This is a genomic window from Bradyrhizobium sp. SZCCHNR1017 (assembly GCF_032381375.1).
Classification (GTDB): Bacteria; Pseudomonadota; Alphaproteobacteria; order Rhizobiales; family Xanthobacteraceae; genus Bradyrhizobium.
Genome location: NZ_JAUHIR010000011.1, coordinates 199,162 through 212,716, shown reverse-complemented (window position 1 = coordinate 212,716; position 13,555 = coordinate 199,162). Strand labels below are relative to the sequence as shown.

At 66.3% G+C, this 13,555-nt stretch carries 17 protein-coding genes and 1 pseudogene; 12 read left to right on the top strand and 6 right to left on the bottom strand.

All coding sequences use genetic code 11. The features are described 5' to 3' along the window. Positions 1 to 422 precede the first annotated feature (422 nt). Positions 423 to 1,157, top strand: coding sequence for a metallophosphoesterase family protein (locus tag QW863_RS25490; protein WP_315717661.1), 735 nt, complete (start codon positions 423 to 425; stop codon positions 1,155 to 1,157). Positions 1,158 to 1,219: 62 nt separating this feature from the next. Here the strand turns inward: QW863_RS25490 and QW863_RS25485 are convergent, their stop codons facing one another. Next, the gene (locus tag QW863_RS25485; protein ID WP_315717660.1) at positions 1,220 to 1,948 is read right to left on the bottom strand and encodes a sulfite exporter TauE/SafE family protein; all 729 of its coding nucleotides are present in this window, start codon (positions 1,946 to 1,948) and stop codon (positions 1,220 to 1,222) included. Between the two features lie 38 nt (positions 1,949 to 1,986). Further along, positions 1,987 to 2,169: a hypothetical protein gene (locus QW863_RS25480; RefSeq protein WP_315717659.1), complete on the bottom strand. Its 183-nt coding sequence runs from the start codon at positions 2,167 to 2,169 to the stop codon at positions 1,987 to 1,989. 120 nt (positions 2,170 to 2,289) lie between these two features. On the opposite strand from QW863_RS25480, the pseudogene QW863_RS25475 reads away from it, so the two are divergent. From QW863_RS25475 to QW863_RS25455, 5 genes and pseudogenes are all read left to right on the top strand, one after another. Further along, a pseudogene (locus QW863_RS25475) lies at positions 2,290 to 2,457 on the top strand (LysR family transcriptional regulator); the annotation flags it as partial. Between the two features lie 80 nt (positions 2,458 to 2,537). Further along, positions 2,538 to 2,861: a metalloregulator ArsR/SmtB family transcription factor gene (locus QW863_RS25470; protein WP_315717658.1), complete on the top strand. Its 324-nt coding sequence runs from the start codon at positions 2,538 to 2,540 to the stop codon at positions 2,859 to 2,861. Next, positions 2,858 to 3,268: an SRPBCC domain-containing protein gene (locus QW863_RS25465; RefSeq protein WP_315717657.1), complete on the top strand. Its 411-nt coding sequence runs from the start codon at positions 2,858 to 2,860 to the stop codon at positions 3,266 to 3,268. Before QW863_RS25470 ends, QW863_RS25465 begins: the two co-directional genes overlap by 4 nt. A 36-nt stretch (positions 3,269 to 3,304) precedes the next feature. Beyond that, on the top strand, positions 3,305 to 3,526 hold the full coding sequence (locus QW863_RS25460; RefSeq protein ID WP_315717656.1) for a hypothetical protein: 222 nt from the start codon (positions 3,305 to 3,307) through the stop codon (positions 3,524 to 3,526). 173 nt (positions 3,527 to 3,699) lie between these two features. Continuing rightward, on the top strand, positions 3,700 to 4,335 hold the full coding sequence (locus QW863_RS25455) for a LysE family translocator (RefSeq protein WP_315717655.1): 636 nt from the start codon (positions 3,700 to 3,702) through the stop codon (positions 4,333 to 4,335). Between the two features lie 199 nt (positions 4,336 to 4,534). Here QW863_RS25455 and QW863_RS25450 read toward each other — a convergent pair whose 3' ends face one another. The 4 genes from QW863_RS25450 to rpiA all read right to left on the bottom strand — a co-directional run bounded on the left by QW863_RS25450 (position 4,535) and on the right by rpiA (position 8,118). Continuing rightward, positions 4,535 to 5,293, bottom strand: a complete 759-nt coding sequence (locus QW863_RS25450) for a DUF4336 domain-containing protein (RefSeq protein WP_315717654.1) — start codon at positions 5,291 to 5,293, stop codon at positions 4,535 to 4,537. A gap of 143 nt (positions 5,294 to 5,436) precedes the next feature. Next, positions 5,437 to 6,822 carry a glutathione-disulfide reductase gene (gor, locus tag QW863_RS25445; protein ID WP_315717653.1) on the bottom strand — a complete coding sequence of 462 codons (1,386 nt, stop codon included), beginning with the start codon at positions 6,820 to 6,822 and terminating at the stop codon, positions 5,437 to 5,439. Between the two features lie 33 nt (positions 6,823 to 6,855). After that, positions 6,856 to 7,377: a DUF2059 domain-containing protein gene (locus QW863_RS25440; protein ID WP_315717652.1), complete on the bottom strand. Its 522-nt coding sequence runs from the start codon at positions 7,375 to 7,377 to the stop codon at positions 6,856 to 6,858. Positions 7,378 to 7,425: 48 nt separating this feature from the next. Then, positions 7,426 to 8,118, bottom strand: coding sequence for a ribose-5-phosphate isomerase RpiA (rpiA, locus tag QW863_RS25435; protein ID WP_315717743.1), 693 nt, complete (start codon positions 8,116 to 8,118; stop codon positions 7,426 to 7,428). Positions 8,119 to 8,291: 173 nt separating this feature from the next. Here rpiA and QW863_RS25430 point away from each other — a divergent pair, with 173 nt between their 5' ends. The 6 genes from QW863_RS25430 (at position 8,292) to QW863_RS25405 (ending at position 13,392) form a co-directional block, all read left to right on the top strand. Further along, complete coding sequence (locus QW863_RS25430; protein WP_315717650.1) at positions 8,292 to 8,978, top strand: HAD family hydrolase; 687 nt, start codon at positions 8,292 to 8,294, stop codon at positions 8,976 to 8,978. A gap of 266 nt (positions 8,979 to 9,244) precedes the next feature. Beyond that, positions 9,245 to 9,637 carry a hypothetical protein gene (locus QW863_RS25425; protein ID WP_315717649.1) on the top strand — a complete coding sequence of 131 codons (393 nt, stop codon included), beginning with the start codon at positions 9,245 to 9,247 and terminating at the stop codon, positions 9,635 to 9,637. 185 nt (positions 9,638 to 9,822) lie between these two features. Further along, a complete protein-coding gene (gene moaA, locus QW863_RS25420) occupies positions 9,823 to 10,854 on the top strand; it encodes a GTP 3',8-cyclase MoaA (protein ID WP_315717648.1) in 1,032 nt (343 codons plus the stop codon). 232 nt (positions 10,855 to 11,086) lie between these two features. After that, positions 11,087 to 11,719, top strand: a complete 633-nt coding sequence (locus tag QW863_RS25415) for a DUF1326 domain-containing protein (RefSeq protein WP_315717647.1) — start codon at positions 11,087 to 11,089, stop codon at positions 11,717 to 11,719. Between the two features lie 36 nt (positions 11,720 to 11,755). Continuing rightward, positions 11,756 to 12,577, top strand: a complete 822-nt coding sequence (locus tag QW863_RS25410; RefSeq protein WP_315717645.1) for a DUF2182 domain-containing protein — start codon at positions 11,756 to 11,758, stop codon at positions 12,575 to 12,577. A 137-nt stretch (positions 12,578 to 12,714) separates the two neighbouring features. After that, a complete protein-coding gene (locus QW863_RS25405) occupies positions 12,715 to 13,392 on the top strand; it encodes a spermidine synthase (protein ID WP_315717644.1) in 678 nt (225 codons plus the stop codon). Positions 13,393 to 13,555 lie beyond the last annotated feature (163 nt).

Here is a 13,555-nt window from a genome sequence, read left to right as displayed (position 1 = left end):
AACCACGGCCATCGCTCCCCGCCCCGCGTGTCGTGACGATCGCGCGCTACGCCCCTCCGTACCGAGGCGGGATGCGCACAATAGAGCACGATTTCTGATATTCGTAAAGAGAAATCTTTGGGCTGGAATGGTGCTTGCTGAACCGCTCCAACGAAGCAGCCGAGATATTCCAAACCGCTCTGCGGTCGCTACCGGACGACAACAAGGGCGGCGCCGGAGAATAGCGTTTCAGAGATCAGCGGCAACACGGCTCGAGCTGCACGCCTGCTGCCTACAGGTTGTTCGCCCCCGACGGCCCGTGCTATCAACACCGTCAAGCGCCGATTTGACCATCAGCTTGCGGGCGCGTCTCAAAATGCAGCTAAAGCGAACGGGTCCCGCATGGAAAATCCCTGCCGGCCGTTCTCTGAACGGAGGCTCCCATGCGGTTTGCGGCCATTGCCGACATTCACGGAAATTCCGACGCGCTGGCCGCGGTCCTGAAGGACATTGCGGCGCTCGGCATCGATGAGGTCGTCAATCTCGGTGATCATCTCAGCGGCCCGCTCGAACCGGTTCGAACGGCGGAGATGCTGATGGCGCGCGACTTTCCGTCGATCCGGGGCGATCAGGACCGGCACATGATCGATCTCTATCGTGCGGGAGACACGGGGCGCAGCGACGTCCGCGCCCTCGATCAGGTGCATGTCGGCTGGTTGGCGGCGCAGCCGGCGACGCTGATCTATCACGACGACGTCTTCCTGTGCCATGCCGCGCCGGACGACGACGCCGTGTTCTGGCTCGATGAGGTCACCGCCTATGGCACGCTGCGTCAGAGCCCCCTTGCGCGTATCGAAGCACGGGCCGCCGGCATCGATGCCTCGCTGATCCTGTGCGGACACAGCCACATTCCGCGCATTGTCCGGCTCAGCGATGGCCGGCTCGTCGTCAATCCCGGCAGCGTCGGGCTACCCGGCTATCGCGGCCGCCCTCCGCACGGCTACCACGTCGAGACCGGGACGCCCGATGCCTGCTATGCGATCGCGGAGCAACGGCTTGGACGGTGGTCGCTGACAATCCGCTATGTGCCGTACGATCCCGCGCCGATGGCGGCACTCGCACGACGCAAGGGCATGCACGACTGGGCGAATGCCATCGCGACCGGCTGGGTCGGGTGACGGCCGTCGCCGGCCCTCATCGCAGGGCGTGTCGGCGCCGGCGCGATTCAGCCGGCCGGGGGTCAGACAACAAGCAGCACACCGGACAGCAGCAGAATGCTCAGGATGAGCCTCCTGAACAAGGTGTCGTTGACCCTGCGGAAGGCGAAGATGCCGAGCGCCGTGCCGGCGAGCAGAGCCGGAATGCTCAGCGCGAGATCGACGATCACCCTCGACGACAGGTCCTGCCGGGCCAGCATCATCCCCAGCGAGGCGATCTGCATCACGGCAATGAAGGGCTGCACCAGGCCGCGCTGGTCGGTTTTCGGCAGGCCGTGCATCTCGCACCAAATGGTCGGCAGTGCTCCGGGCATCGCGGTCAGGCCACCGATCAGACCACCGCCGAATCCGACGATCGCCGTGCGATGTCTGCTCATGCGTCGAACGCTGCCGAGGCCGGGCTTGAACAGCATGGTGGCGGCGTAGACCGCGATCGTCAGTCCGAACATCTGTTGGAACAGCCGGGCGTCGGCGTTGCGCAGCAGCCAGAGCGCCAAGGGCACGCCGAGCAGCCCGCCCAGGATCAGGACCAGGCTTTCCTTCCATCGGATGCTGTTGCGCAACGCCCACAGATTCGTCGCCTGCACGCCGACGCTGCACGCCATCATCAGCGGCACCGCCTCCAACGGCTGCAGACTATGCAGCAGGATCGCGCCGGCCACGGCTGAGAAGGCAAATCCGGCCAATCCGGACACGAAGGCGCCAGAGAACACAGCGGCGCTGAGCAGCAAGAAAGAGGCAAGCCCGGGCATGAATATCTCCGGCTGATGAGGGCTGACATGAGCGAGCTTCAATCGTGGGATGGGAGCGTCGTAACCGGCTTCGCCTGCGCGCCGTCCCGCATGGCAGCACCTCGCAGGATCGCACCGGCGACAACGTGCAGGAGCAGGAAGATGGCAAGGACGCTCGCCGCCAGCGCCGCCTGCGGCGTGATCGGCAGCTTGCGCTGCGGCGGGGTCTCGTTGGCCTGCATCTCCGTCACCTCCAGCTACTGCTATCAGGCTGGTAGCACCGCGACGTCCCCTGGCCGTCCCTTGTGGCCGTGATCCCCGAGTTCGTCACGAAGGCGTGTTCGGCGGCGGAGTCTCGTTTGCTCGCCGTGCGGCTGCTGTCGCGCACGACGCGATCGGTCGCTCCCACCGAGGCCGGCGAGCGTCTGCTGCACCGGATCGGGCCGCGGTCCGAGACGATCGAAAGCGAGCTCGTCGGGCAGAGCACGCCCGCCTTCGCGGTTATGTGCGAGGCGCTACGCCATCGCGCCTGACCGGCGAAGGATTCCGCTTGACCAACCCATAACCAACCGGTTATGCGTTTATCCATAACCAACGAATTATGGATCGAATGCCGCGCTCTCCCGACATGCTGTTCCGAACGCTTGCCGACCCGACGCGGCGCGCCATCTTCGAAGGCCTGTGCCGGCATGGCGAGCAGACCGTCGGGGCGCTGACGGCCAAGGCCGGCGTATCGCAGCCGGCGGTGTCGAAGCATCTCGGCCTGCTCAAGCAGGCGGGCCTCGTGCGGGAGCGTCACGAAGGCCGCCAGACGCATTACCGCGCGCAACCCAAGGCGCTGGCGCCGCTGCTCGACTGGACGAGCCGGATGGCTGCGTTCTGGGAGAGCCGGTTCGACCAGCTCGACACTCTGCTCAACAGGATGGATCAATGAGCTCACCCGCGCCAGAAACCCGCACCGTCGTCGTCGAGCGCGAATTCGCGCATCCGCCCGAAAAACTCTGGCGCGCGCTGACGCAGCCGCATCTGATCGCGGAGTGGCTGATGACCAACGACTTTGCGCCGTCGGTCGATCATCGCTTCAAGCTGAAGGCCGACTGGGGCGTCGTCGACTGCCAGGTCGTGACCATCGAGCCGCACAAGACGTTGTCCTACACCTGGGCGGCGGCCGGCCTCGACAGCGTCGTGACCTGGACGCTGACGCCGACCGCCTTGGGCACGCACCTGCGCATGGAGCAGACCGGCTTCGCAGCCGACCAGACCCGCGCCTATCAGGGCGCACGCTACGGCTGGCCGAAATTCTTCGATGCGCTCGAACAGAGCGTCGCGCGCCTCGGCTGAGGCGTGCGCATCACGACGTCATCAGGGGAGAAGCACTTGAACTGGAACAACACCGTCCGGCAGGTCCATCGCTGGGTATCGATCGCCTTCACGGTCGCCGTCATCATCAACATCGCCGCGATGACGCAGACGCAAGCCCCACTGTGGGTCGGCCTGCTGGCGCTGATTCCGCTCATCGTGCTGCTCGGCACGGGGCTGTATCTGTTCGCGCTGCCCTACGTCGCGACGAAGTTGACCGCCTCGCGGGTGGAGCGCTGAACGGGCAATCGCGCCCAGCGGCGTTTTCCGGGAGGGAGTCAAGCCTCTTGGCGATCCGGCAGGTCGAGCGTGCGTCAGCGAAGACGATCGCTGGCCGCCTCCAAGGACCGTCTTGCGTTCGCGGCCGAACCGCGCCCTACTGGCGCGTCTTCCGCCAACGAGGCTATTCTGACGTGAACGCTCTTACGCTCTTCAGCTTCGCCATCGTCGCCTTCATCGGGATCGCGACCCCCGGTCCGACGGTGCTGCTGGCCCTCACCAACGGCTCGCGTGTCGGTGTACGCCGCGCCTGGGCCGGCATCGCCGGCGCGGTGGCTTCGGACTTCATCCTCATCGGCGCCGTCGCGGTCGGCCTGGGCGCGCTGCTGGCCGCTTCCGAATTCTGGTTCTCGGTCGTGAAGTGGACCGGCGTGGCCTACCTCGCCTATCTCGGGCTGATGCTGCTGCGGTCCAGCGGGTCGATCGACCTTGCGGCGTCCGCAGACGGCAAGGACGGGTCACGACAGCCGCACGCGCTGTTTCTGAAAAGCTTCCTCGTCGCGATCACCAATCCAAAGGGCTATCTGTTCTTCTCGGCATTCCTGCCGCAGTTCGTGGTGCCGTCCGCGCCGCAGCTGCCGCAATATCTCACGCTGGCCCTCACCTTCGCGATGCTCGATGTCCTGATCATGCTCGCCTACGCGAGCGCGGGCTCGCAAGCGATGCGTTTCCTCAAGCGCTCCGGTGCCCTCTGGCTCGATCGCATCTGCGGCGGCGCGCTGCTGAGCCTTGCCGGCGCCCTTGCGCTTTACCGGCGAGCCGGCCCCTGACCCGGCCGCGCGTCGCGGTCGTCCACCTACTCCGCCGACCGCCGCATGTGGCGCTCGGTCACCGTGCGCATCGTCACCAGCTCCTCCGCGGCCGAGGGATGCCTGGCGCCAACCTCAATCGCACGAGCTTATACGTCCGTCGCGGGAAGAGAAAAGCACGGCATCACGAAGGCCGGTCTCGTGAAGCCCTGCCGCCGGTTCAAGGCCGCAGCAACCAGCAGAATGCCTCGCGCAGGATCTCAGTGCCGTTCGTCCGGTGCCAGGCGCCATGGGCGATCACGATCCGCTCGGGGTGCCACGCCAGCATGGTCTCGACCGCGGCCCGCAACTCGGGTCGGTGCCGCCAGGTAAATGTCAGCCGGAGATCGCGCGGCAGGCCGCCATGCGGCGGACCGACGCCCCCGATCCAACTCAGGTAGCGCGCCAAGCCGGCACCGATCTTGGCCGGCTCGAAATTCTCCATCAGATCGGTCAGGATCAGCGTGCGCGAAGGGCGATGGAAGAACACGACCTCCGTCATATAGCTGCCGAGGACGGGCAAGGTCGCGATCTCATCATCCCAGGGATAGCCACCGCTGTGATCCAGTGGCCTGCCCTGGAATTCGATGCGGCCCTTCGCCTGCGCGCGAATGCCCGGCGCCAGATAGATTGCCGCGTGGGGAAAGGCCGCCTGCCAGTCGGGGATCCACCAATAGTGGATGCGATTCGGACCAATGATGTCGCGGACGCGGCCTTCCCGGTCGATCTCGGCCCGCAGCGCCGGCGTCAACGGCGTGGGCGAGTGGATGAACAGATCGCCGGAGGCGCATCGCACCACGGTCATGCGGGTGGGAAACGGAAATTTCAGCCCGGGAATGCCGAAGCGGATCACGGGCCCGTCGACGATCCAGATGTTCTCGGCAACGGGCTTCAGGGTGTTCAGCGGCGGATAGGTCGCAAGGCAATCATCGTGGGACATGCTGGTCGCTCTCCAACCGCTGAACGGTTCCAACGGCAGCAAGTCCGATCGGCCACGGTGTGGACCGTCGTCACCGTGAGCACTGGCCCACCGCAATCGCTACGGACGCCGGCCGGGCACGAGCCCCAAAAGCGGTTGACGCCCTACTCCGCCGCCGGCCGCACGTGGCGCTCGGTCACCGTGCGCATCGTCACCAGCTCCTCGGCGGCGGAGGGATGCAGCGCGATGGTGGCGTCGAAATCGGCCTTGGTCGCCTTCATCTTGATGGCGATCGCCACCGCTTGCGTGATCTCGGCGGCCATGTCGCCGACGATGTGGCAGCCGAGCACGCGGTCGGTCGCGCCATCGACGACGAGCTTCATCAGAACGCGGGTGTCGCGGCCGGACATCGTCGCCTTGATCGGGCGGAAATTCGTCTTGTAGATGTCGACGCGGTCGTACAGCTCGCGCGCCTGCGTCTCGGTGAGACCGACCGTGCCCACTTCAGGCTGGCAGAACACGGCCGTCGGAATGTCCGCGTGGTCGACGCGCACGGTCTTGCCGCCGAACACGGTGTCGGCAAAAGCGTGGCCCTCGCGGATCGCGACCGGCGTCAGGTTGAAGCGATGGGTGACGTCGCCGATCGCGTAGATGCTCGGCACCGAGCTCTGCGAGAACGCGTCCACCGCGATGCCGCCGTTCCTTGGATTGATGGCGACCCCGGCCTTCTCCAGGCCGAGATTGGCCACCGCCGGATGGCGGCCGATCGCGAACATCACCTTGTCGGAGGCGATGCTGGAGCCGTTCGACAGATGCGTGGTGTAGTCCTGGCCGTGCCTGTCGACGCTGGTGACCGTGCAGCCGGTCAGGATGGTGATGCCTTCCTTCTCCATCTCGGAGCGGACATGTTTGCGGACGTCCTCGTCGAAACCGCGCAGGATGTTGTCGCCGCGATAGACGACGGTCACGTCGGAGCCGAAATTGGCGAAGATGCAGGCGAATTCGAGCGCGATGTAGCCGCCGCCCTGGATCACGATGCGGCGCGGCAGCTCGTCGAGATGAAACGCCTCGTTGGAGGAGATGACGTGCTCGATGCCGGGAATCGGCGTGCCGTGGTTGGGCGCGCCGCCGGTCGCGATGAGAATGTATTTGGCGCAGACGGTCTCGCCGGTCATCAGCCGCACGGTGTGGGCGTCCTCGAGCACCGCGCGGGTCTTGACGATCCTGGCGCCAGACTTCTCGACGTTGCTGGTGTAGGCCGCCTCGAGCCGGGCGATCTCCTTGTCCTTGTTCCTGATCAGCGTCGGCCAGTCGAAGGTCGCGGTCGGGATGGTCCAGCCGAAGCCGGCGGCATCGGCGATCTCCTGACGGACATGCGAGCCGATCACGAACAGCTTCTTAGGGACACAGCCGCGGATCACGCAGGTGCCGCCCATGCGATATTCCTCGGCGACCATCACGCGGGCGCCATAGCCGCTCGCGATGCGGGCGGCGCGCACGCCGCCCGAGCCGCCACCGATCACGAACAGGTCGACGTCGAATTCAGCCATCTCTCCCCCGACCTGGCCTTTCGGCCGCAAGCCTCAGATCGGCTTGTTGCGTTTGCGCATCTCGGCGCGGAACTGCGCGGTGACAGTGTCGGAAAATTCCGCCGCCCACAGGTTCATCGCCTGCATGCTCATCTGGATCGCCTTCGGCTCCGCCGCAAGCAGCTTCTGGCCGATGGCAGACTTGTAGAAGGCGACGAGGTTGGCGATCTCCTGGTCGGAGAACTCGTTGCAGTAGATCTGCGCCATCTTCTCGCCGATCTCCTTCTCCTTGCCGGCGTAGGTCTGCGCGACCACCACGGCGACCTCGTCGAGGTCCTTCTGGTAGTTGAGATTGGACTGCAGCAGCGCCTGCTTGGTCTGCTGCACGATGCCGGGGACGGCATTGGCGTACATCGCAGCCGCGTTCTTCATCCCCAGAATCTCGCGCGCGCCGGCCATGCAGGCGGGCGAGGCCGGCTTCAGCGCAGGTGCCTGGCCCTGCGCCGCAACCGGGCTTGCCGAGGCCAAGGCCAGCACGATTCCGGCGGCCGGCAAGATTCTGAACACGCTCTTCATTCCAAGTCTCCTGTGAGTTGCCGCCATGAGCGCAGCCTCGTGCCGCGCTCAGGGCCGCTGGATAACGCGAATTCCCTGTGCGCCTGCCAGGATCGCCGTGCTGCCGAGGCCGATGAACAGCCCATGCTCGACCACGCCCGGAATTGCGCTCAAAAGACCCGCCAGGCGCGGGGGATCCATGATCTCCCCAAGGCGGACGTCGATAATCCAGTGGCCGCCATCGGTGACGAAAACGTGGCCGTCTGCGGACTTGCGCAGGCTCATCGGCCCGGACACGCCGGCCGTGGCGAAGGCGTCACTCATCTCGCGCTGAGTCGCGGCGAGGCCGAACGGAACCACCTCGACCGGCAGCGGGTAGCGGCCGAGCTGCGCCACCCATTTACTGTCGTCGGCGATCACGATCATGCGATCCGAAGCGCTGGCGACGATCTTCTCGCGCAGCAGCGCGCCGCCGCCGCCCTTGATCAGGTCGAGCGCCGGATTGATCTCGTCTGCGCCGTCGATGGTGATGTCGAGCCGGTCGATCTCATTGAGCGTGGTCAGCGGCACGCCGCACGCTTGCGCCTGCGCCCTTGTCGCCTCCGAGGTCGGCACGCCCACGATCTTGAGGCCGGCGCGCACCTTTTCTCCGAGCAGATCGACGAAATGCTTGGCAGTCGATCCGGTGCCGAGACCGAGCTTCATGCCGCTCTCGACCTCCTCCAGCGCACGCGCCGCTGCCTGCCGCTTCAATGCATCCATGTCGACCAAGGAACCCGCCCTTCGCACCCAGGGCCCCCACGGGCGGGGGCCGAAAGCCGGCGCATATCTAGCGATGTTTTGACGCGGGGCCTAGCTCTCGCCGGCCACGAAATCGGACAAAATGCCATTGCGGGCCTCTTGCAAGGACATGAGCCGGCCGCTAGCGGATACCGATGCCCATCTCCAGCACCATCGTCTTCGATCTCGACGGCACCCTGGTCGACACGGCGCCGGATCTCATCAGCGCGCTCAATCACGTCCTGCAGCGCGAGGGTCTGCGGCCGGTGCCGCTGGCCTCGGCCCGCAAGATGATCGGCCACGGCGCCCGCAAGCTGATCGAGCGCGGTCTGGAGGCGGAGGGTCGCTTCGCCAGCACCGATGACATCGGCCGCCTCACCACCGATTTCATCGATTTCTACGCTGAGAACATCGCCATCGAATCGCGCCCCTTCGAGGGGCTGGAGGCGGCGCTCGACGAGCTTGCCGGCCGCGGCTGCCAGTTCGCGGTGTGCACCAACAAGCTGGAATGGCTGTCGAAGCGGCTGCTCGACCAGCTCGGCCTGTCCTCCCGCTTCGCCGCGATCTGCGGTGCCGACACGTTCGGGGTCGCCAAGCCGGATCCGGCGATCCTGCGCCAGACCATCGCGCAGGCCGGCGGCGAGGTCGGGGCCGCGATCATGGTCGGCGATGCCGGCACCGACGTCGGCGCCGCCCGCCGCGCCGGCGTGCCGGTGATCGGCTGCACCTTCGGCTATACCGACGTACCGATCGCGGAGCTCAATCCGGACCACCTGATCGACCACATGCGCGAGCTGCCAGCCGCCGTTGCCGCCCTCAGCCCATCGCTCAGGATCGCCTGAGCCAACTTGCGATTCCACTGCCGCATCGCACCCTAACCCACTGCCCTGTCGACCTGAATCCGCACCTTGCGGTGCGTTAACGTTCTGTTGAGAATAGGGTTGACCGCAGTTGCGCCGCTGTTCTGACGCTCCTATGGTCGCCCTGGGATTGCGGCCGATGGCCGCAGGGTTGTGGGGCGGACATCATGATGCGGCGTGTCATCGCAATTGCGGTTGCGGGAGCCGGCTTGGCCGGTTGCTCGTCCTTCTCCATGGACAGCTTCAAGATGGCAGCGCCCGAGGTTCCGGTGCAGCTCGACTCCGTGCCGCCGGGCGCCGACGCCAAGACCTCGCTCGGACCGGGCTGCAAGACGCCGTGCACCGTCTCGGTGCCGGCGCCCGATGCGGGCTTCAGCGTCACCTTCACGATGGACAAGTACCAGCCCGCGACCATCCCGGTGCAGGTGATCCGCAACTCCGGCGATTTCAACACCTCGCCGCCGGTGGTGATGGACCCGAGCCCGGTCGTCGCCGAGCTGCAGCCGATGCCCGGCGCGCCGCCGAAGGCCGTCAAGCGCATGCGGCCGAAGAAGCCGAAGCCGCAGAAGTCCGCCGCTGCGCCGGACGCACCGGCGGCCACCGGGTCCGCCTTCCCCGCCCCCGCGCCGGGACGCCAATAGCGGACCGTCGTCCCGCGCGTCCCCTTGCCAAGGCGAAGCTGCATTGCAGCATCGACGGATCCACGTCGATGATTGTGGGGCGCGGCGATCATGATTAGATTGTCGTGAGACCGACATCCGGCCGCGCTTGCGCGGCCGCCGCGTGGCATCGCCGCCACCTGGGCCGCCACCAGCCAAGGCTTTCCATGACCGCAGAGACGTTGAGTGACACCGCCCTGACGCGCCCGATGACCGACCCGTTCGGTCGCCGCATCAGCTATCTGCGCGTCTCGGTGACCGACCGCTGCGACTTGCGCTGCTTCTATTGCATGTCCGAGGACATGACCTTCCTGCCGAAGGCCGACCTGCTGACGCTCGAAGAGCTCGACCGGCTGTGCTCGGCGTTCATCCACAAGGGCGTCAAGAAGCTCAGGCTCACCGGCGGGGAGCCGCTGGTCCGGCGCAACGTGATGGGCCTGGTCCGCTCGCTGTCGCGACATCTGAAGAGCGGCGCGCTCAACGAGCTGACGATGACGACCAACGCGACGCAGCTCGCCAAATATGCCGCCGAGCTCGCCGATTGCGGCGTCCGTCGCATCAACGTCTCGCTCGACACGCTCGACCCGGACAAGTTCCGCGCCATCACCCGCTGGGGCGATCTCGAGCGCGTGCTGGCCGGCATCGAGGCGGCGCGCGCCGCAGGTCTCGCCGTGAAGATCAACGCCGTCGCGCTGAAGAACATGAACGAGGACGAGATCCCCTCGCTGATCGACTGGGCGCACGGCAAGGGCATGGCGTTGACCTTGATCGAGGTGATGCCGATGGGCGAGATCGGCGAGGGCCGCATCGACCAGTATCTGCCGTTGTCGCTGCTGCGCGCGCGTCTGGCGCAGACCTACACCATGACCGACCTCGACGAGACCACCGGCGGCCCGGCCCGCTACGTCCGCGTCGCCGAGACCGGCGGCACGATCGGCTTCATCACGCCGATGACGCATAATTTCTGCGAGAGCTGCAATCGCGTCCGCGTCACCTGCACCGGCACCCTGCACACCTGCCTCGGCCACGAGGACGCCTCCGACCTGCGCAAGCCGCTGCGTGCCTCTGCGAGCGACGAGGAGCTCAGCGCCGCGATCGACCGCGCCATCGGCCTCAAGCCGAAGGGCCACGACTTCATCATCGACCGCCGCCACAACCGTCCGAGCGTCAGCCGGCACATGAGCGTGACGGGCGGGTAGTCGGAGTCCATAACCATCGGGCCCTGCGATCAATCGCAATCGGAGCCGGCCTGTTGGCCGGCCATTCAGCCGACGATCACGCATACCGTATGAGCGGATCGGCCCGAGGCGCAGTCACGACGCGGAGACTGATCATTTATCGGCTTGCGGCACGTCCCCATGCGGCGTAGCTTTCAGCTGCAGATCGCGCATTCGAAAGCAATTTGTCGGTTCGGCCTAGCGGGAGACAGCGATGGCAGACCCAGTCGCATGGCACCTGTCCGGTGACTATTTCGAGAATTGCAGCTGCAGCCTGCTGTGTCCGTGCCTCATGTCGGCCGCCCCTCCCCTGACCGCGCAACCGACCGAGGGGTTCTGCAACGTACCATTGCTGTTCCACATCGAAACCGGCCGCTATGGCGATGTCGCGCTCGATGGCCTCAACGCGGCGGTGATGCTGCATGCGCCCGGCGTGATGGGGGATGGAGACTGGTCGATCGCCGCCTATGTCGATCAGCGCGCCGACGATCCGCAGACGGAGGCGATGGCCGCGATCTTCACCGGGGTTGCCGGCGGCCCGATGGCTGCGTTCACGCCGCTGATCAGCACCAATCTCGGCGTGCGCAAAGTCGCCATCACCTTCCGGATCGATGGCAAGACGCGATCCGCCGACATCACCGACATTCTGCACATGTCCGTCGAGCCGCTGCCGACCATGCACCCGAGCGGAGAGATGTGGGTGAACATCGGCCATCCCGTCAGCCCGGACAGGATGGCGCTCGCCGTCGGCGCGGCGGGCAACACCTACAACGATCACGGCATGCGTTGGGACAATTCCGGCAAGAACGGCCTGTACGCGTCGATCAGTTGGTCCAACCAGGCCTAATTCGACGTGGCGCAAGGCCGGCAACCCGCCTTGCAGATGACCGGCAGCGCCCTGGAAGCCGTGCTGCGGCGCGATCGCTGGATCGTCGGCGGCGCGATCGCGGTCATGGTCGCCCTGTCGTGGGCTTATGTTCTCTGGCTTGCCAACGACATGGACATGGGCGGCATGGACATGACCGGCTTCCGCATGATCCCGGCCGGCATCGGAATCATGTTGCCGGCCAGCGAGCCGTGGCGCGCGATCGAGTTCGCCTATGTGTTCCTGATGTGGGCGGCGATGATGGTCGGGATGATGGCGCCTTCGGCGGCGCCCATGATCCTGATGTACGCCCGTGTGGGTCGACACGGCCGCGCGCAGGGCCAGCCGTTCGCGGCGACCGGCTGGTTTGCGGCCGGCTATCTGCTCGCCTGGAGCGGCTTTTCGCTCGTGGCGACCGGCCTGCAATGGGGTGTGGAGCGGACCGCGCTGCTGGATTCGCGGATGGCGATCGACAACCATCTGCTCGGCGCCATCGTGCTGATCGCGGCAGGCATCTATCAGTGGACGCCGCTGAAGAGCGCCTGCCTTGCCCAATGCCAGTCGCCGCTTCTGTTCCTGATGCGTCACGGCGGCTTTCGCGGCGACCTGCAGGGCTGCGTGCTGCTGGGGCTTCGACACGGCGGCTATTGCATGGGCTGCTGCTGGGCTCTGATGGCGCTGCTGTTCGTCGGCGGGGTGATGAGCGTGATGTGGATTGCCATTCTGACCCTGCTCGTGCTGTTTGAGAAACTGACTCCGGTCGGACGATGGATCGCGCGCGCGGCCGGCATTGCTTGCAGTGCCGCGGGCGCCTGGATGCTGGTGTCCCCACCGCAATGACGCGCAACGACGCGATGCAGGTCGTCGCGAGAGTGGCGACTGCCCCTTGGCATGGGATGCGGGCAACATGGTAAGCAGGCTCCAGCGTGGCGACTCTGTCGCCTGGAATGCCGCAACCGAACTGACGCGAGACGCCCGTGATTCCCTGGAAGCTGATCGACACCGCAGACGTGCCCGGCGGCGGTGAGCCGCTGCGGCTGATGCAGCGCGGCAAGGAGTTCTCGATCAAGCTCGGTTCGAACGAGCTGATGAACAGCCGGCTGCACGGATCCGAGGAGGCCCTGGCAACCCTGAGCTGCGCCCGCATCAAGGCCGAGCCGGCTCCGCGGCTGCTGATCGGCGGCCTCGGCATGGGCTTCACCTTGCGGGCGGCACTGAAGGTGCTTGGTCCGCAGGCCCGTATCACCGTCGCCGAGCTGGTGCCGGCGGTGATCGCCTGGGCGCGCGGGCCGATGGCCGAATTGTCCGGCGCAAGCCTTTCCGATCCGCGCGTCGACATCCGCGAGGGCGACGTCGTGAAGCTGATCGCCGCAGGGCGCGGCACCTATGATGCGATCCTGCTCGATGTCGATAACGGTCCGCAGGGACTGACGCGGCAATCCAACGACGCGCTGTATGACCCCTCGGGTTTGGGCAACGCCTTCACCGCCCTGCGCCCCGGCGGCGTTCTGGCGGTGTGGTCGTCCCACCCCGACGATCGCTTTGCCCCGCGCCTGCGCAAGGCCGGCTTCGCCGCCGAGGAGATCAACATCCGCGCCACCGGCCGCGGCGGCGGCGCCCGTCACGTGATCTGGATCGCGACGCGGCCGGCGTGATTGCGCCTCGTCGCGCGCGGAGCTCTCTGTCCTGAGAACTTTCTCCACCGGCTGTACTACCAGCGCTGATATTCTCCACGCCCGTTTGGATCAGCGTAGTGACGCGTCGGACATCGGCCTATGATGCGTCGGCGGCGACGAGGGATGCTCCATTCTCCGGCTT

Excerpts from the sequence above, each read along its gene's own strand:
- QW863_RS25490 (WP_315717661.1), top strand. The coding sequence starts at position 423 with ATGCGGTTTGCGGCCATTGCCGACATTCACGGAAATTCCGACGCGCTG.
- QW863_RS25485 (WP_315717660.1), bottom strand. The coding sequence starts at position 1,948 with ATGCCCGGGCTTGCCTCTTTCTTGCTGCTCAGCGCCGCTGTGTTCTCT.
- QW863_RS25480 (WP_315717659.1), bottom strand. The coding sequence starts at position 2,169 with ATGCAGGCCAACGAGACCCCGCCGCAGCGCAAGCTGCCGATCACGCCG.
- QW863_RS25470 (WP_315717658.1), top strand. The coding sequence starts at position 2,538 with ATGCCGCGCTCTCCCGACATGCTGTTCCGAACGCTTGCCGACCCGACG.
- QW863_RS25465 (WP_315717657.1), top strand. The coding sequence starts at position 2,858 with ATGAGCTCACCCGCGCCAGAAACCCGCACCGTCGTCGTCGAGCGCGAA.
- QW863_RS25450 (WP_315717654.1), bottom strand. The coding sequence starts at position 5,293 with ATGTCCCACGATGATTGCCTTGCGACCTATCCGCCGCTGAACACCCTG.
- gor (WP_315717653.1), bottom strand. The coding sequence starts at position 6,822 with ATGGCTGAATTCGACGTCGACCTGTTCGTGATCGGTGGCGGCTCGGGC.
- QW863_RS25440 (WP_315717652.1), bottom strand. The coding sequence starts at position 7,377 with ATGAAGAGCGTGTTCAGAATCTTGCCGGCCGCCGGAATCGTGCTGGCC.
- rpiA (WP_315717743.1), bottom strand. The coding sequence starts at position 8,118 with ATGGATGCATTGAAGCGGCAGGCAGCGGCGCGTGCGCTGGAGGAGGTC.
- QW863_RS25430 (WP_315717650.1), top strand. The coding sequence starts at position 8,292 with ATGCCCATCTCCAGCACCATCGTCTTCGATCTCGACGGCACCCTGGTC.
- QW863_RS25425 (WP_315717649.1), top strand. The coding sequence starts at position 9,245 with ATGGCAGCGCCCGAGGTTCCGGTGCAGCTCGACTCCGTGCCGCCGGGC.
- moaA (WP_315717648.1), top strand. The coding sequence starts at position 9,823 with ATGACCGCAGAGACGTTGAGTGACACCGCCCTGACGCGCCCGATGACC.
- QW863_RS25415 (WP_315717647.1), top strand. The coding sequence starts at position 11,087 with ATGGCAGACCCAGTCGCATGGCACCTGTCCGGTGACTATTTCGAGAAT.
- QW863_RS25410 (WP_315717645.1), top strand. The coding sequence starts at position 11,756 with ATGACCGGCAGCGCCCTGGAAGCCGTGCTGCGGCGCGATCGCTGGATC.